Source organism: Marinobacter antarcticus (assembly GCF_011049865.1).
GTDB lineage: Bacteria > Pseudomonadota > Gammaproteobacteria > Pseudomonadales > Oleiphilaceae > Marinobacter > Marinobacter antarcticus_A.
Genome location: NZ_DRGY01000110.1, coordinates 1 through 16792, shown reverse-complemented (window position 1 = coordinate 16792; position 16792 = coordinate 1). Strand labels below are relative to the sequence as shown.

At 53.0% G+C, this 16792-nt stretch carries 15 protein-coding genes; 9 read left to right on the top strand and 6 right to left on the bottom strand.

Going from position 1 to position 16792, the window contains the following annotated elements; translation table 11 throughout:
* The 4 genes from ENI00_RS13805 to dctP all read right to left on the bottom strand — a co-directional run.
* Positions 1-1247: hydroxymethylglutaryl-CoA reductase, degradative (locus ENI00_RS13805; protein ID WP_304103540.1), on the bottom strand; the 1247-nt coding region annotated here is incomplete at its 3' end.
* A 25-nt stretch (positions 1248-1272) separates the two neighbouring features.
* Positions 1273-2595 carry a TRAP transporter large permease gene (locus tag ENI00_RS13800; protein WP_304103538.1) on the bottom strand — a complete coding sequence of 441 codons (1323 nt, stop codon included), beginning with the start codon at positions 2593-2595 and terminating at the stop codon, positions 1273-1275.
* Positions 2592-3107: a TRAP transporter small permease subunit gene (locus ENI00_RS13795; protein WP_304103535.1), complete on the bottom strand. Its 516-nt coding sequence runs from the start codon at positions 3105-3107 to the stop codon at positions 2592-2594. The genes ENI00_RS13800 and ENI00_RS13795 overlap by 4 nt, the downstream gene beginning before the upstream one ends.
* Before the next feature lie 71 nt (positions 3108-3178).
* Positions 3179-4234 (bottom strand): TRAP transporter substrate-binding protein DctP, encoded by a 1056-nt coding sequence (dctP, locus tag ENI00_RS13790; protein WP_304103532.1) that lies wholly within the window; start codon positions 4232-4234, stop codon positions 3179-3181.
* Positions 4235-4419: 185 nt separating this feature from the next.
* On the opposite strand from dctP, the gene ENI00_RS13785 reads away from it, so the two are divergent.
* The 8 genes from ENI00_RS13785 to cyoD all read left to right on the top strand — a co-directional run bounded on the left by ENI00_RS13785 (position 4420) and on the right by cyoD (position 14633).
* Positions 4420-5799, top strand: a complete 1380-nt coding sequence (locus ENI00_RS13785) for a PLP-dependent aminotransferase family protein (protein WP_304103529.1) — start codon at positions 4420-4422, stop codon at positions 5797-5799.
* Between the two features lie 92 nt (positions 5800-5891).
* Entirely contained in the window at positions 5892-7475 is a 1584-nt protein-coding gene (locus ENI00_RS13780; protein WP_304103526.1) for an FMN-binding glutamate synthase family protein, read from the top strand.
* 119 nt (positions 7476-7594) lie between these two features.
* On the top strand, positions 7595-9367 hold the full coding sequence (locus ENI00_RS13775; RefSeq protein WP_304103524.1) for a thiamine pyrophosphate-requiring protein: 1773 nt from the start codon (positions 7595-7597) through the stop codon (positions 9365-9367).
* A 62-nt stretch (positions 9368-9429) separates the two neighbouring features.
* Complete coding sequence (locus ENI00_RS13770; protein WP_304103521.1) at positions 9430-10650, top strand: pyridoxal phosphate-dependent aminotransferase; 1221 nt, start codon at positions 9430-9432, stop codon at positions 10648-10650.
* 27 nt (positions 10651-10677) lie between these two features.
* Positions 10678-11568 carry a COX aromatic rich motif-containing protein gene (locus ENI00_RS13765; RefSeq protein WP_304103518.1) on the top strand — a complete coding sequence of 297 codons (891 nt, stop codon included), beginning with the start codon at positions 10678-10680 and terminating at the stop codon, positions 11566-11568.
* Position 11569: 1 nt separating this feature from the next.
* Complete coding sequence (locus ENI00_RS13760) at positions 11570-13657, top strand: cbb3-type cytochrome c oxidase subunit I (protein WP_304103515.1); 2088 nt, start codon at positions 11570-11572, stop codon at positions 13655-13657.
* Positions 13654-14286, top strand: a complete 633-nt coding sequence (gene cyoC / locus ENI00_RS13755) for a cytochrome o ubiquinol oxidase subunit III (RefSeq protein WP_304103512.1) — start codon at positions 13654-13656, stop codon at positions 14284-14286. Before ENI00_RS13760 ends, cyoC begins: the two co-directional genes overlap by 4 nt.
* Before the next feature lie 11 nt (positions 14287-14297).
* Positions 14298-14633, top strand: coding sequence for a cytochrome o ubiquinol oxidase subunit IV (gene cyoD / locus ENI00_RS13750; RefSeq protein WP_304103509.1), 336 nt, complete (start codon positions 14298-14300; stop codon positions 14631-14633).
* Positions 14634-14739: 106 nt separating this feature from the next.
* Here cyoD and ENI00_RS13745 read toward each other — a convergent pair whose 3' ends face one another.
* Positions 14740-15357 (bottom strand): ATP-dependent zinc protease, encoded by a 618-nt coding sequence (locus ENI00_RS13745; protein ID WP_304103506.1) that lies wholly within the window; start codon positions 15355-15357, stop codon positions 14740-14742.
* Complete coding sequence (locus tag ENI00_RS13740) at positions 15354-15929, bottom strand: ACP phosphodiesterase (protein WP_304103504.1); 576 nt, start codon at positions 15927-15929, stop codon at positions 15354-15356. Before ENI00_RS13740 ends, ENI00_RS13745 begins: the two co-directional genes overlap by 4 nt.
* 249 nt (positions 15930-16178) lie before the next feature.
* Between ENI00_RS13740 and ENI00_RS13735 the strand changes: the two genes are divergently transcribed.
* Positions 16179-16792: potassium transporter TrkG (locus tag ENI00_RS13735; protein WP_304103501.1), on the top strand; the 614-nt coding region annotated here is incomplete at its 3' end.

Sequence of the window (16792 nt, the reverse complement as noted above, 5' to 3'; positions counted from 1 at the left end):
TCTTCAGCTATGTCTACCCTCACCTTCCCTAGCCGAACCAGGTCTTTCGCTACGGCATCAATCTCTGCGCCAAGCGCACCGGCCATCACCGCAATGTTTTTTGCATGAAGTGCCATGTGGCCTTTCTGAATTCCGGTGGTGGCCAGCGCCTTCAAGGCGGAAAAATTCTGTGCCAGACCCACGGCCGCAATGATGCGAGCTAATTGGTCAGCGCTTTTTACCGCCATGATATCCAGCGCTATCCGTGCGGTGGGATGGGATTTGGTAGCTCCGCCTATCAAACCGACCGGCATCGGCATTTCGATCATGCCCGTGAGGTTACCGGCACGATCCGCTTCCCAGTGAGTCAACGAGCGATAACGCCCCGTATTTGCAGCGAAAGCATGAGCGCCGGCTTCAACGGCGCGGGTGTCATTACCGGTGGCCAAAACGACGGCGCTGACACCGTTCATAACCCCCTTGTTGTGCGTTGCTGCGCGGTATGGGTCGATATCGGCGAATTCGTAGGCGGCAAGAATACCGTCGCGTACCGACTCGCCACCGATAGCGTCAAGCGTCCATGTTGCGCGCGCCCTTGCCAGACGACGATCCGCGAGATTAGACAGAATACGAAGATACGTTCGTCCGTTTGTCCATTGTGCAATCAGTGGGGCAACCGCTTCCGCCATGGAATTTACGGCGTTTGCACCCATGGCATCGCGAGTGTCAACAATGAGATGGGTAATCACCATCGTGCCAGTTTGCCTGCCTTCCAGTACGCGAACTTCAACGTCACGGAACCCACCCCCGTGCTTGAGCAGCACCGGGTCGGTTTCGTCGCACACCTGCTGGATTTCCGCCTTGCGCTCAAGAATTTGTAGCCGGGCAAATTCCGGATTGGGCACATCAACCAATTGAATCTGCGCAATCATCAACGAACCCGACATGGAGGTAATAAAACCTCCCGAGTCTCGGCATTGGCGAGCGGCATTGCACACGGCAGCCACGACCGACGATTCCTCTGTAGCCATTGGAATCAGCGTATCTTGCTGATCCACAATCATATTGGTGGCCACGCCAACGGGGATGTTCATGGTACCGATGGCATTCTCAATCATCGAGTCTGCGATGTCGGCGTTCAGGTTGCCGGTGTTGTTCATATGGTCTGCAACATCCGGGCTCAAACCCGCCGCTTCAATGACTTTTTCGAGCCGTTCTTGCATCGAAAGGTTATGAAAGCCGGAAATGCGTGACGTTTGGGTAGACATGGAATCAATCTCCGCTATTAAAGAATCAGGAAACCAGGCGCTGGGATAGCTGATTCGGCAGCCAGGTCACCAGATCCGGGAACAACATGAATAAAATCAACGCCAGAATTTGCAGCACCAGGAATGGCAGGATTGCGCGATACACCGTCTCCATTCCAATACCTGGCGGCAGTACGCCTTTGATGTAAAAAAGCGTGTAACCAAAGGGTGGCGTGATGTATGCCATTTGGGCGGTGATCAAGAACAGCACGCCAAACCACAACGGATCAAACCCAAAAGCGTTGATGATTGGAATGAACACGGGCACACACAGCAGAATGATCCCGATTTCGTCCAGAAACAGACCAAGCAAAACCAGAATGCCCATCATTGAAAGCAGTACCAACCAGCGGTTGATTTCCAGGTTTTCAATGAACATCAGCAGAGAGTCGGCACCGCCAATTCCGGTAAATATCGACACGAAAATCTTCGCGCCTATAGTGATCCACATGATCATCGTGGTTACGCGGAGCGTGTCCATGGCCGCGTCGCTGAGATTGCTGACGGTGAACTGGCCCTGCAACGCGGCAGACACCATGGCACCCACCACCCCGACTGCCGCCGCCTCTGTTGGCGTGGCAATTCCGGCGTAGATACTACCCAAAACGCTGAACACGATCAGAGTCGGTAAAAACAGTGATTTCAAAGACCCGAACATCTCGAGCCAACTGACATCCATGCGCTCTTGCGTAGGGGCAAGGCTGGGGTTAAGCATTGTCCGGATCACCACGTAAAATACATAGAGCCCGGAGAGCACCATGCCCGGCACGATTCCCGCGGCAAACATTTTGCCAACGGATATCTGTGCCGTGGCCGCGTACACGATGGTGATGATCGACGGCGGAATGAGGATTCCAAGAGTGCCGCCGGCACAGATAGCGCCCAGCGCCAGCTTTTCATCGTAGCCACGGTTAAGCATTGATGGCAAAGCGAGAATCCCCATGGCGGCTACAGCGGCGCCCACAATGCCCGTCATGGCGGCCATCACGGTACAGATCGCTATGGTTCCCACCGCAAGGCCACCGGGTAGGCGCCGGAACCATAGCTCCATCGCTTTGTACAATGCCTCGATAATTCCCGAGCGCTGAAGAATGCTGGCCATTAATACATAGAGCGGAATGGCCAGTAACACGTCGGATGTCATCACATCGTAGGTTTGCAAAACCGTTAGCACGAGTGCGTCCAGGCCCCACAGGGAAATGGTGAACAAAACGGCAAGAGTGATCAGAACAAAGGCCAAAGGCATCCCGCTCAGCAACAAAAGCAGGAGCGAAATGAACATTGCACCAAAGACCAGCGTGGAGCTCATGGCTGGGCCTCATCCGCATTGTTGATGCGCTGAATCGCGGTCATCAGCTCCGCTACGGACTGAAGTAACAGCAGGCAGAACGCCACGGGAATGAGCGCCTTCACAGGCCAGATCGGCGGATTCCACGATGAAAATGAGGTTTCGCCGGAATCGATGGCGTTTTCAGCGATAGGAATACTTTGGTAAATGAGAACGCAGCTGATTAATACAATGACCGTATAGATACCGATGTCGGTCAGTGCCGCCAAGCGAGGTGAAAGCTTGCTATACAGAATGTCGACGTTTACATGACCGGCGGTATGTAAAAAATAGGGTCCGGCAAGAAGGAAATAGGGGCCGAGCAGCAAGGTTGATAACTCCAGGGCCCAGACAGTTGGCGCGTTAAAAAAATAGCGGGCGACTACCTCATAGGAAATAGCGGCAACCATTACGAAAACCAGCGACGACACAGCTATGGCCAGCCATCGGTTTATCTGTGTAATGGTTTTGCAGTAGCCGTTGATAATAAGCATACAAAAATCTCAAGAGGAAAGATGATCAGCCCGGGCAAGCCAGGCTGATGAACAGCACGTGCCTGGGTGTTTTACTCCAACAGGCCCAGTTCCCTCATGAAGTCGATCTGGCTCTGTAACACTTTATTGGCGAGTTCGTCATCACCTGCTGCATCTTTCCACGCTTCCATTGCCATTGGACGGCCATTTGCCACGACGGCCGGGTCAAGATGAATGACTTCAACGCCCTGCTCTTGGAACTTCTTCAGAGCCACCGCGTCCTGGGCGATAATATGCTGTCGAAGCGCAGCCGAGATCTCGCGTGCAGACACAGCCAGCGCAGCCTTATAAGACTCTGGCAATTTGTCGTAGGCTTTCTGGTTTGCAACGTAGCTGGTTGCTGTCGTGGGCTGATGAAAGCCCGGCACAATCACATACTTTGCAACTTCTCCCAAACCGGCTTCCAGGTTAGCGGTCAGATCGCCGCGGTCTGCAAAATCAATCACGCCTTTTTCCAACGCTTGGTACACTTCTGCCGTGGGTAAAGGTGTCGTTGCTACCCCAAACTTGCTCATGACGGTACTGGCGAGTCCGACGAATCGACCTTTTTTGCCTTTCACGTCAGCAAGCTCATGTATTGGGAACTTTGAGTGAATCGGCTCCTGGCCGTAAACGGTGGGCGCTATATAGAACAGCCCTGCCTGCGCATAGGCTTCCCGGGCGAATTCGAGGCCGCCCTTTTCATAAAACCAGGCTTCATATTGGTCTGATTCGGGAAAACCAAAAGGCACGGTACTGGTGAACGCAAACGTTGGAATGGCGCCGGCTTTGTAGCCGTCGAAAGTCTTCATCATCTCGAACGCACCACCGCGAACCGCTTCAAACGCCTGCGCCGATGGGGCCAGTTGCCCGCCGCCAAAAAGACGAATCGTAAATTTCCCGTCGGTGAGTTGTGACACTCGCTCTACAAACTTTTTCTCGAACTCGTAAGGCGTTGTGCCTGCATCCCAAAGGGCCTGCATGCGCCAGTTAACCGTTGGTTGCTCCGCGGCCGTGGCAACTCCGCAAGCCAACGCCGCCGCAGCGATAAAGCCACCCAGAGTAACCCGGATATAATTCCGGACTTTTTGTTCTATTTGCAGTTTCATCTCGATCTCCACCTTTTGTTTTTCGTGCCCGCTGGCATCGTCTGCTCAAAATTCACCTTACTGTTTTTGTTAATGCTGCCTGTACAAATTAGGCCAGACAATTAGAATCAACAAGAGACAGTTAGGTTATGTGTACCACGGACTGTACCAGTAGAATACCTGGTACACTTTAGAGGCTCTATTTAGTGGGTATTTCTCGCGCACAACAAATTGCCGATAACCTGATCCATCAGATTGCGTCGGGTCAGTTGCCTCCAGGCACTCGCTTGCCGTCGATTCGGGTAGCGGCAGAGGGCCATGGTGTATCCAAAAACACCGTGACCGATGCGTATGATCGATTGGCGGCAACCGGGTACATTCACCCCCGTCGAGGTTCCGGGTTTTATGTGCAATCCAGCAGCCCTACGCCTTCAATCTCCCGATCAGAACACGTAATCGAGGCAGTTGACGTGGTGTCGCTGTTGAGAGAACAGCTCAATCAGCACTACGAGGTGCGTGCCGGAGACGGGCGCCTACCGGCCGCGTGGATGGAAAGTTCCGAGATTAGCCGTTACCTGAAACGCACGTCTAACTCGTCTGATTATGCCGACGACTTCGAATACGGGCGGCCTCAGGGTTTGGAGGTGCTGCGAGAAGATGTTGCGCGAGCGTTGAACGACAGAGCCATCAGCACCAGTCCGGATCAAGTATTGATGACCTTCGGAGCAAACCATGCGCTGGATCTGATTGTGCGTCATTTTGTGCAGGCCGGAGACGCGGTGCTTGTTGAAACCCCTGGCTACTACCCTATGTTTGGCAAATTGAAACTTCAAAAAGCCAGAGTTGTCGGTGTGAATCGGCAAGTAGACGGTCCCGACCTTGAGATGTTGGAAGAAAAGATTCGAGAACACCGACCCAAGCTGTTTTTTGTGCAACCGATGGCTCACAACCCGACTGGAACGTCGATGTCGTTGCAAAAAATGCACAAGCTTCTTACTTTGGCAGAGAAATACGATCTGGTGATCATCGAAGACGACCCGTTCGCTGACATCCTGCCCAAGGCCACGCCACACTTGGCGTCTCTCGATGCACTAAACCGTGTAATTTACGTGGGTACATTTTCGAAAACGCTGTCAGCCAGTTTGCGCTGCGGATACATTGCCGCAACACCCGCGCTTATCTCATCGCTGACCGATATCAAAATGCTGACGGTCGTAAGCAGCTCAGGCATTACCGAGCGACTCGTTCACGAGATGATTATTCGGGGCCGTTATCGCCGACATTTGAAGAGGCTTAGAGACCGGGTTGCCAACGCCAGCGTTGATGCGGTGTCCGCCCTTCAAAACATTGGCCTGCAAGGAGTGGATAGCCCAACCGGAGGTTACTACCTCTGGTGTCCTTTACCAGAGGGCACAAATTCTATGGACCTAACCGTTCAGGCAGCCAGGCAAGGCATCTTTTTGGCGCCAAGCAGGCTGTTTGAGCTGTCCAACCGGGTCGGCGCAGAAGCCATTCGGGTTAATATTGCACACGCGAACAATCACAAATTCCTGAACTTTATGAAACATTCGCTCAGGTTGTGTTAGAGATATTACGTAGTGTGCGACGGATGGTACTACAATTCTGACGAGAGCGGTCGCGATGCTGCTGGCAACCTTTAACAATTTGTGGAGGCACAATGCTCGGTCACCCCAGACTCTTTTTCCTGATGTTCGTTTTTTTCACGATACTGAGTGGCGCCGCCATATTGGTCTGGTCTCCGATTTGGCTTTGGCTCTGGATGGTGCTGCCCCTGCTCTGTCTTGTGGGAGCATGGGATTTACAGAGCAAACATAATGTTCTGCGTAATTACCCGATTCTGGGTCACCTGCGCTACATGCTCGAGTTCTTCCGGCCGGAACTGCGCCAGTATTTTTTCGAGTCTGACCTGAGCGGCCGGCCATTCAACCGGGAACAACGGGATATCGTCAACCAGCGTGCAGACGGCAAGCCGGACACCTCCCCCTTTGGTACCCGTCGTGACACAAGCGATGCAGGCTATGATTTTGTACAACATTCAATCGTGCCCAAGGACGTTGACGCGCGCTTTAAGCGCATCCTGATCGGCGGGCCACAGTGCCGCTATCCCTATGATTCCTCGCGGCTCAACATTTCGGCCATGAGCTTCGGCGCGCTATCCGGCAATGCGGTAAGTGCCATGAACAAAGGCGCCAAACTGGGTAATTTTGCTCAGGATACGGGCGAAGGTGCGATCAGTCCCTATCACCGGGAACACGGTGGCGACCTGATCTGGGAACTGGGCAGTGGGTATTTCGGCTGTAGGAACAAGGATGGCAGCTTCAACGCCGAGGAGTTCGCGGAAAAAGCCTGTACGGATCAGGTCAAAATGGTCGAAATCAAACTTTCACAAGGTGCCAAACCCGGTCACGGTGGCCTTTTACCCGGGTCGAAAGTCAATCGGGAAATTGCCAGTACCCGCCAGATTGAAGTGGGTCAGAGTTGTCAGTCACCCGCCTCCCATAGTGAATTCAACTCACCTGAGGGGCTAATGCACTTCATTGCCCGTTTGCGTGAGCTCTGCGGCGGCAAGCCCGTTGGTTTCAAGCTATGCCTGGGCAAGCGTGACGAATTCATGGCGATCTGCAAGGCGATGCTCGAAACCGGAATCCAGCCTGATTTCATTGTGGTTGACGGTGCCGAAGGTGGCACGGGGGCGGCCCCCACTGAATTCGAAGATTTCATCGGCACCTATATCAACGAAGCGGTGCCATTCGTTCATAACTGCCTGACCGGCATTGGCAAACGCGATGAAATCGTGTTGATAGCCAGCGGAAAGGTCGTTTTGGGTTTTGACATGGTAGAGAAAATCGCGTTGGGCGCGGACATGTGCAACGCCGCCCGACCGTTTATGTTCGCAGTCGGTTGTATCCAGGCGATGCGCTGTCACACCAACACGTGCCCCACCGGCGTGGCCACCCAGGACCCCGAGAGGGCGAAATCGCTGGACGTGCCCTCCAAAGCAGTTCGGGTGCGCAACTTCCATGACGCTACCGTTAAGTCTTTCCTCGATATCACAGGCGCTATGGGTCTGGACAGCCCCGACAAACTGACGATGCAACACATCTTCCATCGTCATGAACATGGTCCCGCGCGCACCTATGGGATGATTCACCCGCAGGTGGAATCTGGTGATTTTCTTAAGAACGTCATCCCGCAGGAATACGATGCGGATTGGAACTACGCCAGTGCTGAAAAATTTTAGAACCCTTGACTTCGAAAAACCTGAAAAGGTATTCCAACAAGTACGCAGTCTTTCAGAGTAATTAGTTCGGCTCACCTTCTAGGCCCGGGCCGCAAACAATCTGAACGGGAGTCGTATTTATGACACAGACTGTCAGCGATTTTATTGTCGAACGGCTCGCTGCCTGGGGCGTGGAGCGAGTTTACGGTTATTCCGGAGACGGCATCAACGGCATGATGGCCGCATTACGGCGCGCAAACGGTCAACCTCGAATGATCCAGCCACAACACGAGGAGCTGGGAGCTTTCATGGCAAGCGCCCACGCCAAGTTCACCGGTATGCCTGGGGTATGTATTGCCACATCCGGCCCCGGGGCGGTGCATCTGCTTAACGGTCTTTATGACGCAAAGAAAGATCATATGCCCGCAGTAGCAATTGTGGGACAGCAGGCCCGCATGAGTCTCGGCACTGATTACCAGCAGGAAATTGATCTCGTATCCCTATACAAAGATGTGGCAGGCAACTATGTGCACATGGTGTCAACGCCTGCCCAGGCACGGCATCTGATTGACCAGGCAATCCGCATCGCCATGGCACGCCGCACCGTTACCGCAATTATTATTCCTAACGATGTTCAGGATTTGCCCATGGAGCAACCACCGGCCGAACATGGCGCGGTATTCTCCGGAATTGGGTATCGCATACCTGACATGCTTGCCCACCAGGATGACCTTGACGCCGCCGCAAAAGTACTCAATGAAGGCAAAAAGGTCGCCATTTTGGCAGGCGCTGGCTGCAAGAACGCGGTAGACGAAGTACTTGCACTTGCCGACAAGCTGGGCGCGGGCGTCGCCAAGGCCATCCTTGCCAAGACCATGATTCCTGACGATGTAGATTATGTTACCGGTACCATCGGTCTATTGGGCACGCGCCCCAGTCAGGACATGATGAATGACTGCGATACGCTGCTGATGATCGGTACGCGCTTCCCTTATGCCGAATTTCTGCCCGAGTCCGGTCAGGCACGAGCGGTTCAGATTGATCTGGATGCGGAATCGCTGGGCCTGCGCTATCCCACGGAAGTCAATTTGCAAGGTGATGCCCGCTCCACCGTAATGGCTTTGACCGAGCGCATCACTCGTAAGGAGGACCGCAGCTGGCAAAACAAGATTATTGAAAACACGCGCGACTGGTGGGAACTCATAGACGAGCGTGCCGAAGTGTCTGCCAAACCGGTCAACCCACAGCAGGTGTTCTGTTCTCTCAATAAGCGCTTGCCAGATGATGTAATGCTGGCGTGCGACGTGGGTTCTTCCACGAACTGGTACGCCCGTTACCTCAAAATACGCCGGGGTATGATCGGTTCGGTGTCCGGCGGGCTCGCCTCCATGGGTAACGGCGTGCCCTATTTGCTGGCCGCCAAATTTGCGTATCCGGATCGTCCCGGCATTGCCATGGTGGGTGATGGCGCCATGCAGATGCTGGGTAATCAGGGCGTGATTGGCATAGCCAAATACTGGAAAGAATGGGCTGACCCCCGTTGCATTGTGCTGGTGCTCAACAATCAGGATCTCAATCAAGTCAGTTGGGAACAGCGGGCAATGGAAGGGGATCCAAAATTTGAAATCTCCCAGGATCTTCCCGACTTCGCCTATGACGATTACGCCAATATTCTTGGGCTCAAAGGTCTGCGCATTTCAGCGCCTGAAGATGTTGACCGGGTTTGGGACGAAGCGCTTTCAGCAGATCGACCGGTCGTCATCAATGCTTATGTTGATCCGGAAATTGCCCCGATGCCGCCACATATCAATTTTGAACAAGCAAAAAACATCATGTCTTCAATTGTAAAAGGCGATCCCGACGCCTTCCGGATGATCAAACAGTCCATGAAGCAGATGGCGACGAAGTTCTGAAATCCAGACCGGAAAACACCTGAGTAGACATCTGACTGACTCAACGAAAAGGTGATTCAACAATGAACACAGACAACGAAACAATACACCATGCCGACCACCATCTGCGTATCGCCCGTCGAGTGGAAGACCTGTCCGGATCATCCATTTTCCGGATCAACATCAAGGCCCACGACCTGACGGAAAGAGGCCAGGATATTCTTCGTCTGGACGCTGGCGAGCCGGATTTTGATACACCCAAATCTATTATCGATGCCGCCAAACAAGCGCTGGACGACGGTTTTACCCGTTACACACCGATTGATGGACTACCGGGCCTGAAAGCGTCGATTCAGTACAAACTCAAGCGCGACAATAACCTCCATTACAATCTTGATGAGATAATGCACACCTGCGGAGCCAAACAGGCGCTGTTTAATGCATGTATGACACTTCTCAATCCCATGGATGAGATTGTTATTCCAACGCCTAACTGGGGCACCTACCCATCCATTGCCAATATTGCCTGGGCCCGCATTGTTGAGGCACCTACCCGATACGACGAAGGGTTTGTTCTGCAACCGGATGTACTGGAAAAGTGCCTGAGTGACCGAACCCGTGTGATCATTCTCAATACGCCGAACAACCCCACCGGTCAGGTTTATTCCCGCGAGGCACTGTCCGCACTGGGCAACGTTTTACTCAAATATCCGGACGTTATCGTACTTTCTGACGATATCTATGAGCATCTGCGTTATACCGACGAGCCTTTTGTTAACATTCTCAATGTCTGTCCGTCGTTAAAAGACCGAACCGTGGTGATCAACGGTGTTTCCAAAGCCTACGCCATGACCGGATGGCGGGTCGGCTTTGCGGCCGGACCGGCACAACTGATCGCCGAGATGCAGAAACTTCAGGGCGAGAGCACATCGCATACCGCTGCGGTCTCTCAAAAAGCAGCGGAGGCAGCGTTTAACGGCAATCTGGATGACGTTCACAAGATGGTCAAAGCGTTCAGTAGGCGTGCCAAAATGGTCGCGGACGGTCTGTCAAAAATAGACGCCATCGATTGCCACCCGGCCCAGGGCAGTTTTTACTGCCTGCCCAATTTCGAACGCGTCATTGGGTCGCTGGACGGCGTTGATGACGACCAACAATTTGGTGATTGGTTGCTGGAAGAACTCGGCATTGCAATGGTGCCAGGATCGGCGTTCAACGCCCCCGGCCATATGCGGCTCTCGTTCGCCGCCAGCGACGATACGCTGAGAAAAGGGCTTGAGCGATTGCAGAAAGCCTTCGGATAAAGAGAAAAAAATCGCGGAGTACGGTTCATGAACTATCCTTCAGCGCGCTGGGTCATTGTTCTGGCCACGCTATTTTTGGCGTCCTGTGGCTTTTCTGACCATGGTTTCCTGGCGCCCGCCGGCCCAATTGCGGAAGCTCAGCGCAACCATTTTCTCTCCATAACCGCGTGGACACTGGTGGTTATTGTGCCGCTTTTTGTGGCAACGCCCATTGTGCTCTGGAAGTATCGGTTTGGTAAAAAAGACAGCACCTACAGGCCCAACTGGACATTTTCCTGGATTCTTGAGGGGCTGATCTGGGGGCTTCCTCTGATTATCGTGGGCGTTCTGGGTTGGAACGTCTGGAAAGTGTCACACCAGCTCGACCCCTATACCCCGATTGCCAGCGATAAGCCCACCCTGCGCATTCAGGTGGTGGGTCTTGACTGGAAATGGCTGTTTATTTATCCCGATCAGAAAATTGCGTCTGTAAATCAGTTGGTTTTTCCGGCAGACAGGCCGGTTCGTTTCGAGCTGACGAGCGAAACGGTTATGCAGGCGTTCATGATTCCGCGGTTGGGCAGTCAGATCTATGCGATGCCGGGCATGATTACACAACTGAACCTGCTGGCCAGCGAACCTGGTAGCTACCGGGGACAGAACACTCAGTACAATGGCAAGGCATTCGCAAAGCAAAAATTCACGGCCAAAGCGGTCAGTGAATTCACATTCGAAGACTGGGTTAATCAACAAAAATCCAATCCTCCGCTCGACATAAGTGCCTATAACAAACTCGCCCGCCGTTCCGTGCTTTCCGAACCGGTCTTCTTCGGTAACATAACGCCCGGATTGTTTCAGCGGATCATTGAGCGAGTGAAAAGCACCCCGGCCGTAGAGCTGCCGGGGGCAGTAAAACAAACCAGTGAGGGAGGTTCATAGGGTGACAGGACAGCCGTTTGACTATTTCTGGCTGGGCAAGCTCAGTATCGACTCCCTGCCCTTCGTTGAATTCATCAGAGACCCCAACTCAAACACTGCAGTCGGTGCGTTTGCAAAGGCGGCGGCCATAGGTGGAGCAATGGGTCTGATGGTGCTGCTCACAGTATTCGGCAAGTGGCGGGTTTTCTGGCACGAATGGCTGACCAGCCTGGATGCTAAAAAAATTGGCATCATGTATATCGTTCTGGCCATGGTCATGCTGTTAAGAGCGGTTATTGAAGCCGGTTTTATGCGCGCCCAGCAAATGCTTGCCGTTGAGCAGCCGGGGCCGTTGGCGCCTGAACATTTTGGCGAGCTTTTCAGCACCCATGGCACCATCATGATTTTTTTTATGGCGATGCCTTTTCTGATCGGCATTATCAATGTGGTGATGCCATTACAGATCGGCGCCCGGGATGTGAAATTCCCTTTACTCAATGCGATCAGCCTGGCTTTGACGGCCGCCGGCGCTGTGCTCATTATGATTTCACTGGTGATCGGCAAGTTCTCAACCGGAGGCTGGAGCGGCTATCCGCCCTTCACCGAACTGGCATTCAACCCCGGTGCTGGCGTGGATTACTGGATCTGGGCGGTAACCTTGAGTTCGATCGGTAACACGCTCACCGGTATCAATTTCGCGGTGACCATCTATAAGCTCCGCGCCCCGGGAATGACCTGGTTCCGGATGCCACTTTTCAGCTGGACGGCCCTGTGCACCAGCATCATCATGATTTTTGCCATGATGCCCCTGACAGTGGCCACCCTGATGCTCGCCCTTGACCGCTACGCTGGCTTTCACTTTTTCACCAATGCCCTCGGCGGCAACATGATGAACTACACGAACCTGTTTTGGCTGTTTGGCCATCCGGAAGTGTATATCGTTATCCTGCCCGCTTTCGGCGTGTTTTCAGAGGTTTTTTCCACGTTTTCCGGCAAGCGCCTCTACGGGTATCACTCATTGGTCTTTGCCACCATGGCCATCGCCGTTTTATCTTTTTGCGTCTGGCTCCACCATTTTTTCACCATGGGCGAGACTGCCGACCTGAATGCGGCTTTTGGTATCGCGACCATGCTGATTGGTGTGCCCACTGGCGTTAAAGTATACGACTGGCTGCTTACGATGGTTCGAGGACGCGTGCGTCTCACAACAGCAATGCTGTTCTCGATCATGTTTATGGTCACCTTCGTGATTGGTGGGCTGACTGGCGTTATCCTCGCCAATCCTCCCGTGGATTTCGCAGTTCATAATTCGCTATTTCTGGTCGCCCACTTCCACAATATGCTGATCCCCGGCACCCTGTTTGGCATGTTCGCCGCCTATTACGTGTGGTTCCCGAAAATGTTCGGGTTTCGGCTCTCTGAAAAATGGGGGCGCATCTCCTTCTGGTGCTGGTCATTCGGATTTTATCTGGCGTTTATGCCGCTATATGCCCTCGGGTTGATGGGCGCTATGCGCCGTTCCGCGCAATGGTTTGATCCGCAATACCTGCCTTGGCTGGTTGTCGCTTTTTGTGGTGCGTTGCTTATTCTGGCAGGGCTGGCAAGTCAGGTCGTACAGCTTTGGGTCAGTATTCGTGATCGTGACACTACGCGAGTTCCGGGCGGCGATCCCTGGGATGGCCGGAGTCTGGAATGGTCCATGAGCGCACCTCCACCAGAATATAACTTTGCTGTCATACCACAGGTACATGATCGCGATGCATTTACCTGGATGAAGAAAAACGGCACCAGCTATACCGCCCCTGAGCACTATGAGGACATTAAAATGCCGAAGAACAGCATCGTTGCGCCGGTTATCTGTGCGTTGACAGCGGCGCTGGGCTTCGCGCTCACCTGGCATATCTGGTGGCTCACTATCGCTTCGTTTATTGCGGTCTGGGCAACGGTGATCGCGCGCAGCTTCTGTCAGAACACCGAGGAAACCATTCCTGCCAGTCAGGTGCGTGAGGAGCATGAACGCTGGCTGCGTTCGGTCAAGGCTCTGAAGCCGGCTCCTCGTGAGCATGAGACAACGTCTGCAAACCAAGGTTTGGCAGAGGTTGTGGTATGAATAAGATCCGGAAATATAGCCGCCATCCCGGGCTCAATATGGGCAGCACCGATCCGGAAACCCATGAAGCCGCCGAAACGCTGTTGTTCGGCTTCTGGGTATTTCTGATGAGCGATCTGGTGTTGTTCGCCCTGCTGTTCGCTGATTATGCCGCGCAAAGCCAGCACGGTGTCGCCGGAGGCCCAACTCCGGGCGATATTCTTGACCTGAAAAATCCATTTATTGAAACGATGCTGTTACTGGTGAGCAGTTTTACCTTCGGGCTGGCCGCTCTGGCAATGAAATACCGCCAGGACCGAACACGCCTTGTTTTCTGGCTGGTAGTGACATTTGCGCTTGGCGCCGGTTTTGTGGGCCTGGAGGTTTACGATTTCACCGACATGATATCGAAAGGCCATGGACCACAGACCAGCGGTTTTTTGTCGGCGTTTTTTCTGTTGGTGGGAACCCACGGAATTCACGTTAGCAGCGGATTGATCTGGCTGCTCGTTCTGTTGGTGCAGGTTTTTGTATTTGGTCTGAACCGGAATGTCAAAACCCGTCTTATGCGTCTGGCCATCTTCTGGCACATGCTGGATGTTGTCTGGATTGGCATCTTTACTTTTGTCTATTTATTCGGAGTTGCCTAGGGAGTCGCCTGATGGAAATGGAACCTGATCAATTACCGGACAGCGAAGCCGAGGACCCTCGCCAGGAATTTCGTGAGTACTGCATCGGCGGGATACTGGCAGTGTTACTGACGCTGGCCGCCTTCGGTCTGGTTGCCTCTCACTGGCTCGATACACTGGGCTGTCTAATGGTACTCACTCTGCTTGCAGTGGTGCAGGTACTGGTTCACTTCCGGTATTTTCTGCATATTGATTTGCGTCGGTCTCACAGGGACGAACTTCAATTAATTCTGTTTACCGGTCTGATTCTATTTTTGATGGCCGGCGGGACAATCTGGATCCTCTGGAATCTGAATTCACGGATGTAGACTGCGTTCTGCCATTTTCATCGCGTGTTGAGTAGACCATCGAAACCGACATCATTATTGGCGGATGGCTGGCGTCACAAATTCCGGAACTTTATGAATCGATCGCTCAGGTTGTCTCATCCGTCCTGATGATTTTTGCCTGGTACCGCTCGGCCAACTCTTCCAGAGTCATGTACTCACACTCTGTGCTTGCCGTGAAACTGTTTGCCGAGTCGATCAGAATATTGTCGTCGCTCATGAATCGGCGACCAAGCAGCACAGGATAGGAAAAATTACTGCGATCGGTCAGTGAAAACTGGGTTTCATGGTTCGTGCCGGCAATGCAGAAATCCATCATCACCACGTAGCGTCGTTGCGACGGTGCGCCTTTACGTTTGATAAGAACGGTGCGCTCTACCGGGCGTTCGAGCTCAAGAATAATCTCCTCATGCTTAATATCGCCTTCGGTAGGCTGGTCCTCATGATCTGCCAGGGGGATCTGAAACTTCACCCATTTTTCATCGTCTTTCTTGAACTCTTCTACGTTAACGGCGTGCAGGGACGACGTCTTGGCGCCCGTATCCAGCCGCGCCTTGAGTCGCAAATCTGTCTCGTTCATCACGATCCATTCTACGAAACCGAGCGTTTCAGGCGCAGTAGCCTCACTTTCTGACGTTGTATCTGCCAGTGCAACGGCTGGGAAGCTGATCGCCGTAGCGAGCAAAAAAGAGATCGGAAACTTCATTCAATTCCTCCTGCAAATGTTTGTAAATCCGGAAAAAATGATAAAAAATGTTTTTCAAGCTCAGCGTGTAACGGGCGAATTTCGGTAATGATTCCAGAAAACGAATTCTCAAACCGGATTCGTGCAGCCACTCTATCCAGCGCGTAGCCAATGTTGTCCAAATCACGATACGAGCCGAACCAATCGTGAGACACCAGGTGCCGGGTTGTCCTGCTCATATCGGGTGTCATCAGGTTTTCGTTGTTCTGCAGTTCGGTATACACCTCGTTGATGAAGGTGTTTTGATCTGCATCGGTGAACTTGTTCCAGTGTCGCAGTAGAAAGTAGTCATACAGAACATCCAGAGCGACGCCGGAAAACTTGCGGCGCTGTCGGGAAAATAGCCGCTTGCTGGCCAGCACATCCGGATGTTTGTCGGTGTAGCTATCCACCGCAAAGTGATGACGAACCCCCAGCCTCACGGAGGGCGAAAGCGCCGCCAAGTCTACTCCTCGCGTAAAATCGCCCAGAATGCTACCCACCCGGGCTTCGGGTGAATCGGGTGCGAGAAAAAGATGAGCAAGTAAGTTCAACGTCAGGTTCCCGTGAAGATGCAGTTGCTTTAGCCATCCAGATTGCATCAATCCGCATTGTTTTTCCATGTCTGGAGTAGCCGTTAGGCCTTTACTGACGGTGTTTTAATACCCGGGTAATAAAGTACAAGGCTACTTGTTACCTTGCGGATAAGCCCCCCCCACAGGTATTCTGACGCCCTGTCTCGGTTCAGCTAGCTCGGGCACCCATTGAGAAACCTCTATCCTGTTGTTTTTATTGTAAGCATCATGTTTGTGCTGTTAAGCATATTCATGACCCTACCGGTATTCCTGCTGCTCGGCTCGGCGGCGCCCAATGCGGTGTCGTTTATAGAATCTGCAGCACTCGTGTTTGGTCTGGGTGGGCTGGGCATTATTTCTACCTACCGGCGGCCACGGGATCTGAAGCCCAGGTTCATGTTTGTGCTGACGGTGTCGTCCTGGTTTCTTATTGCCCTGCTCTCCGCGCTTCCTTTTTTTCTCAGTGACGTTGGCATTTCCCTGGCGGATGCGTTCTTCGAGAGCACCTCAGGCATCACTACCACCGGCGCGACGGTGTTCAGCGGCCTGGACACCATGGACAAAGACCTTCTTCTATGGAGATCGATTCTGCACTGGATAGGCGGAATCGGAATTATCGGTATGTTCGTGGCTGTACTGCCCTTTTTGCGTGTTGGCGGTATGCGGCTGTTTGCTACGGAATCGTCTGAATGGACCGATAAAGCCCTTCCCCGAATGAAAACGCTCAGCCGTGGACTGCTTCTTGTGTATTTCACATTTTCCACCACGGCCGTTCTTACATACTGGCTATCGGGAATGACGCTGTTTGATGCGTTCAATCACGGGCTTAGCAGTATTTCTAC

Coding starts and splice junctions, on each gene's coding strand:
- ENI00_RS13800 (WP_304103538.1), bottom strand. CDS start 2,595: ATGAGCTCCACGCTGGTCTTTGGTGCAATGTTCATTTCGCTCCTGCTT.
- ENI00_RS13795 (WP_304103535.1), bottom strand. CDS start 3,107: ATGCTTATTATCAACGGCTACTGCAAAACCATTACACAGATAAACCGA.
- dctP (WP_304103532.1), bottom strand. CDS start 4,234: ATGAAACTGCAAATAGAACAAAAAGTCCGGAATTATATCCGGGTTACT.
- ENI00_RS13780 (WP_304103526.1), top strand. CDS start 5,892: ATGCTCGGTCACCCCAGACTCTTTTTCCTGATGTTCGTTTTTTTCACG.
- ENI00_RS13775 (WP_304103524.1), top strand. CDS start 7,595: ATGACACAGACTGTCAGCGATTTTATTGTCGAACGGCTCGCTGCCTGG.
- ENI00_RS13770 (WP_304103521.1), top strand. CDS start 9,430: ATGAACACAGACAACGAAACAATACACCATGCCGACCACCATCTGCGT.
- ENI00_RS13765 (WP_304103518.1), top strand. CDS start 10,678: ATGAACTATCCTTCAGCGCGCTGGGTCATTGTTCTGGCCACGCTATTT.
- cyoC (WP_304103512.1), top strand. CDS start 13,654: ATGAATAAGATCCGGAAATATAGCCGCCATCCCGGGCTCAATATGGGC.
- cyoD (WP_304103509.1), top strand. CDS start 14,298: ATGGAAATGGAACCTGATCAATTACCGGACAGCGAAGCCGAGGACCCT.
- ENI00_RS13745 (WP_304103506.1), bottom strand. CDS start 15,357: ATGAAGTTTCCGATCTCTTTTTTGCTCGCTACGGCGATCAGCTTCCCA.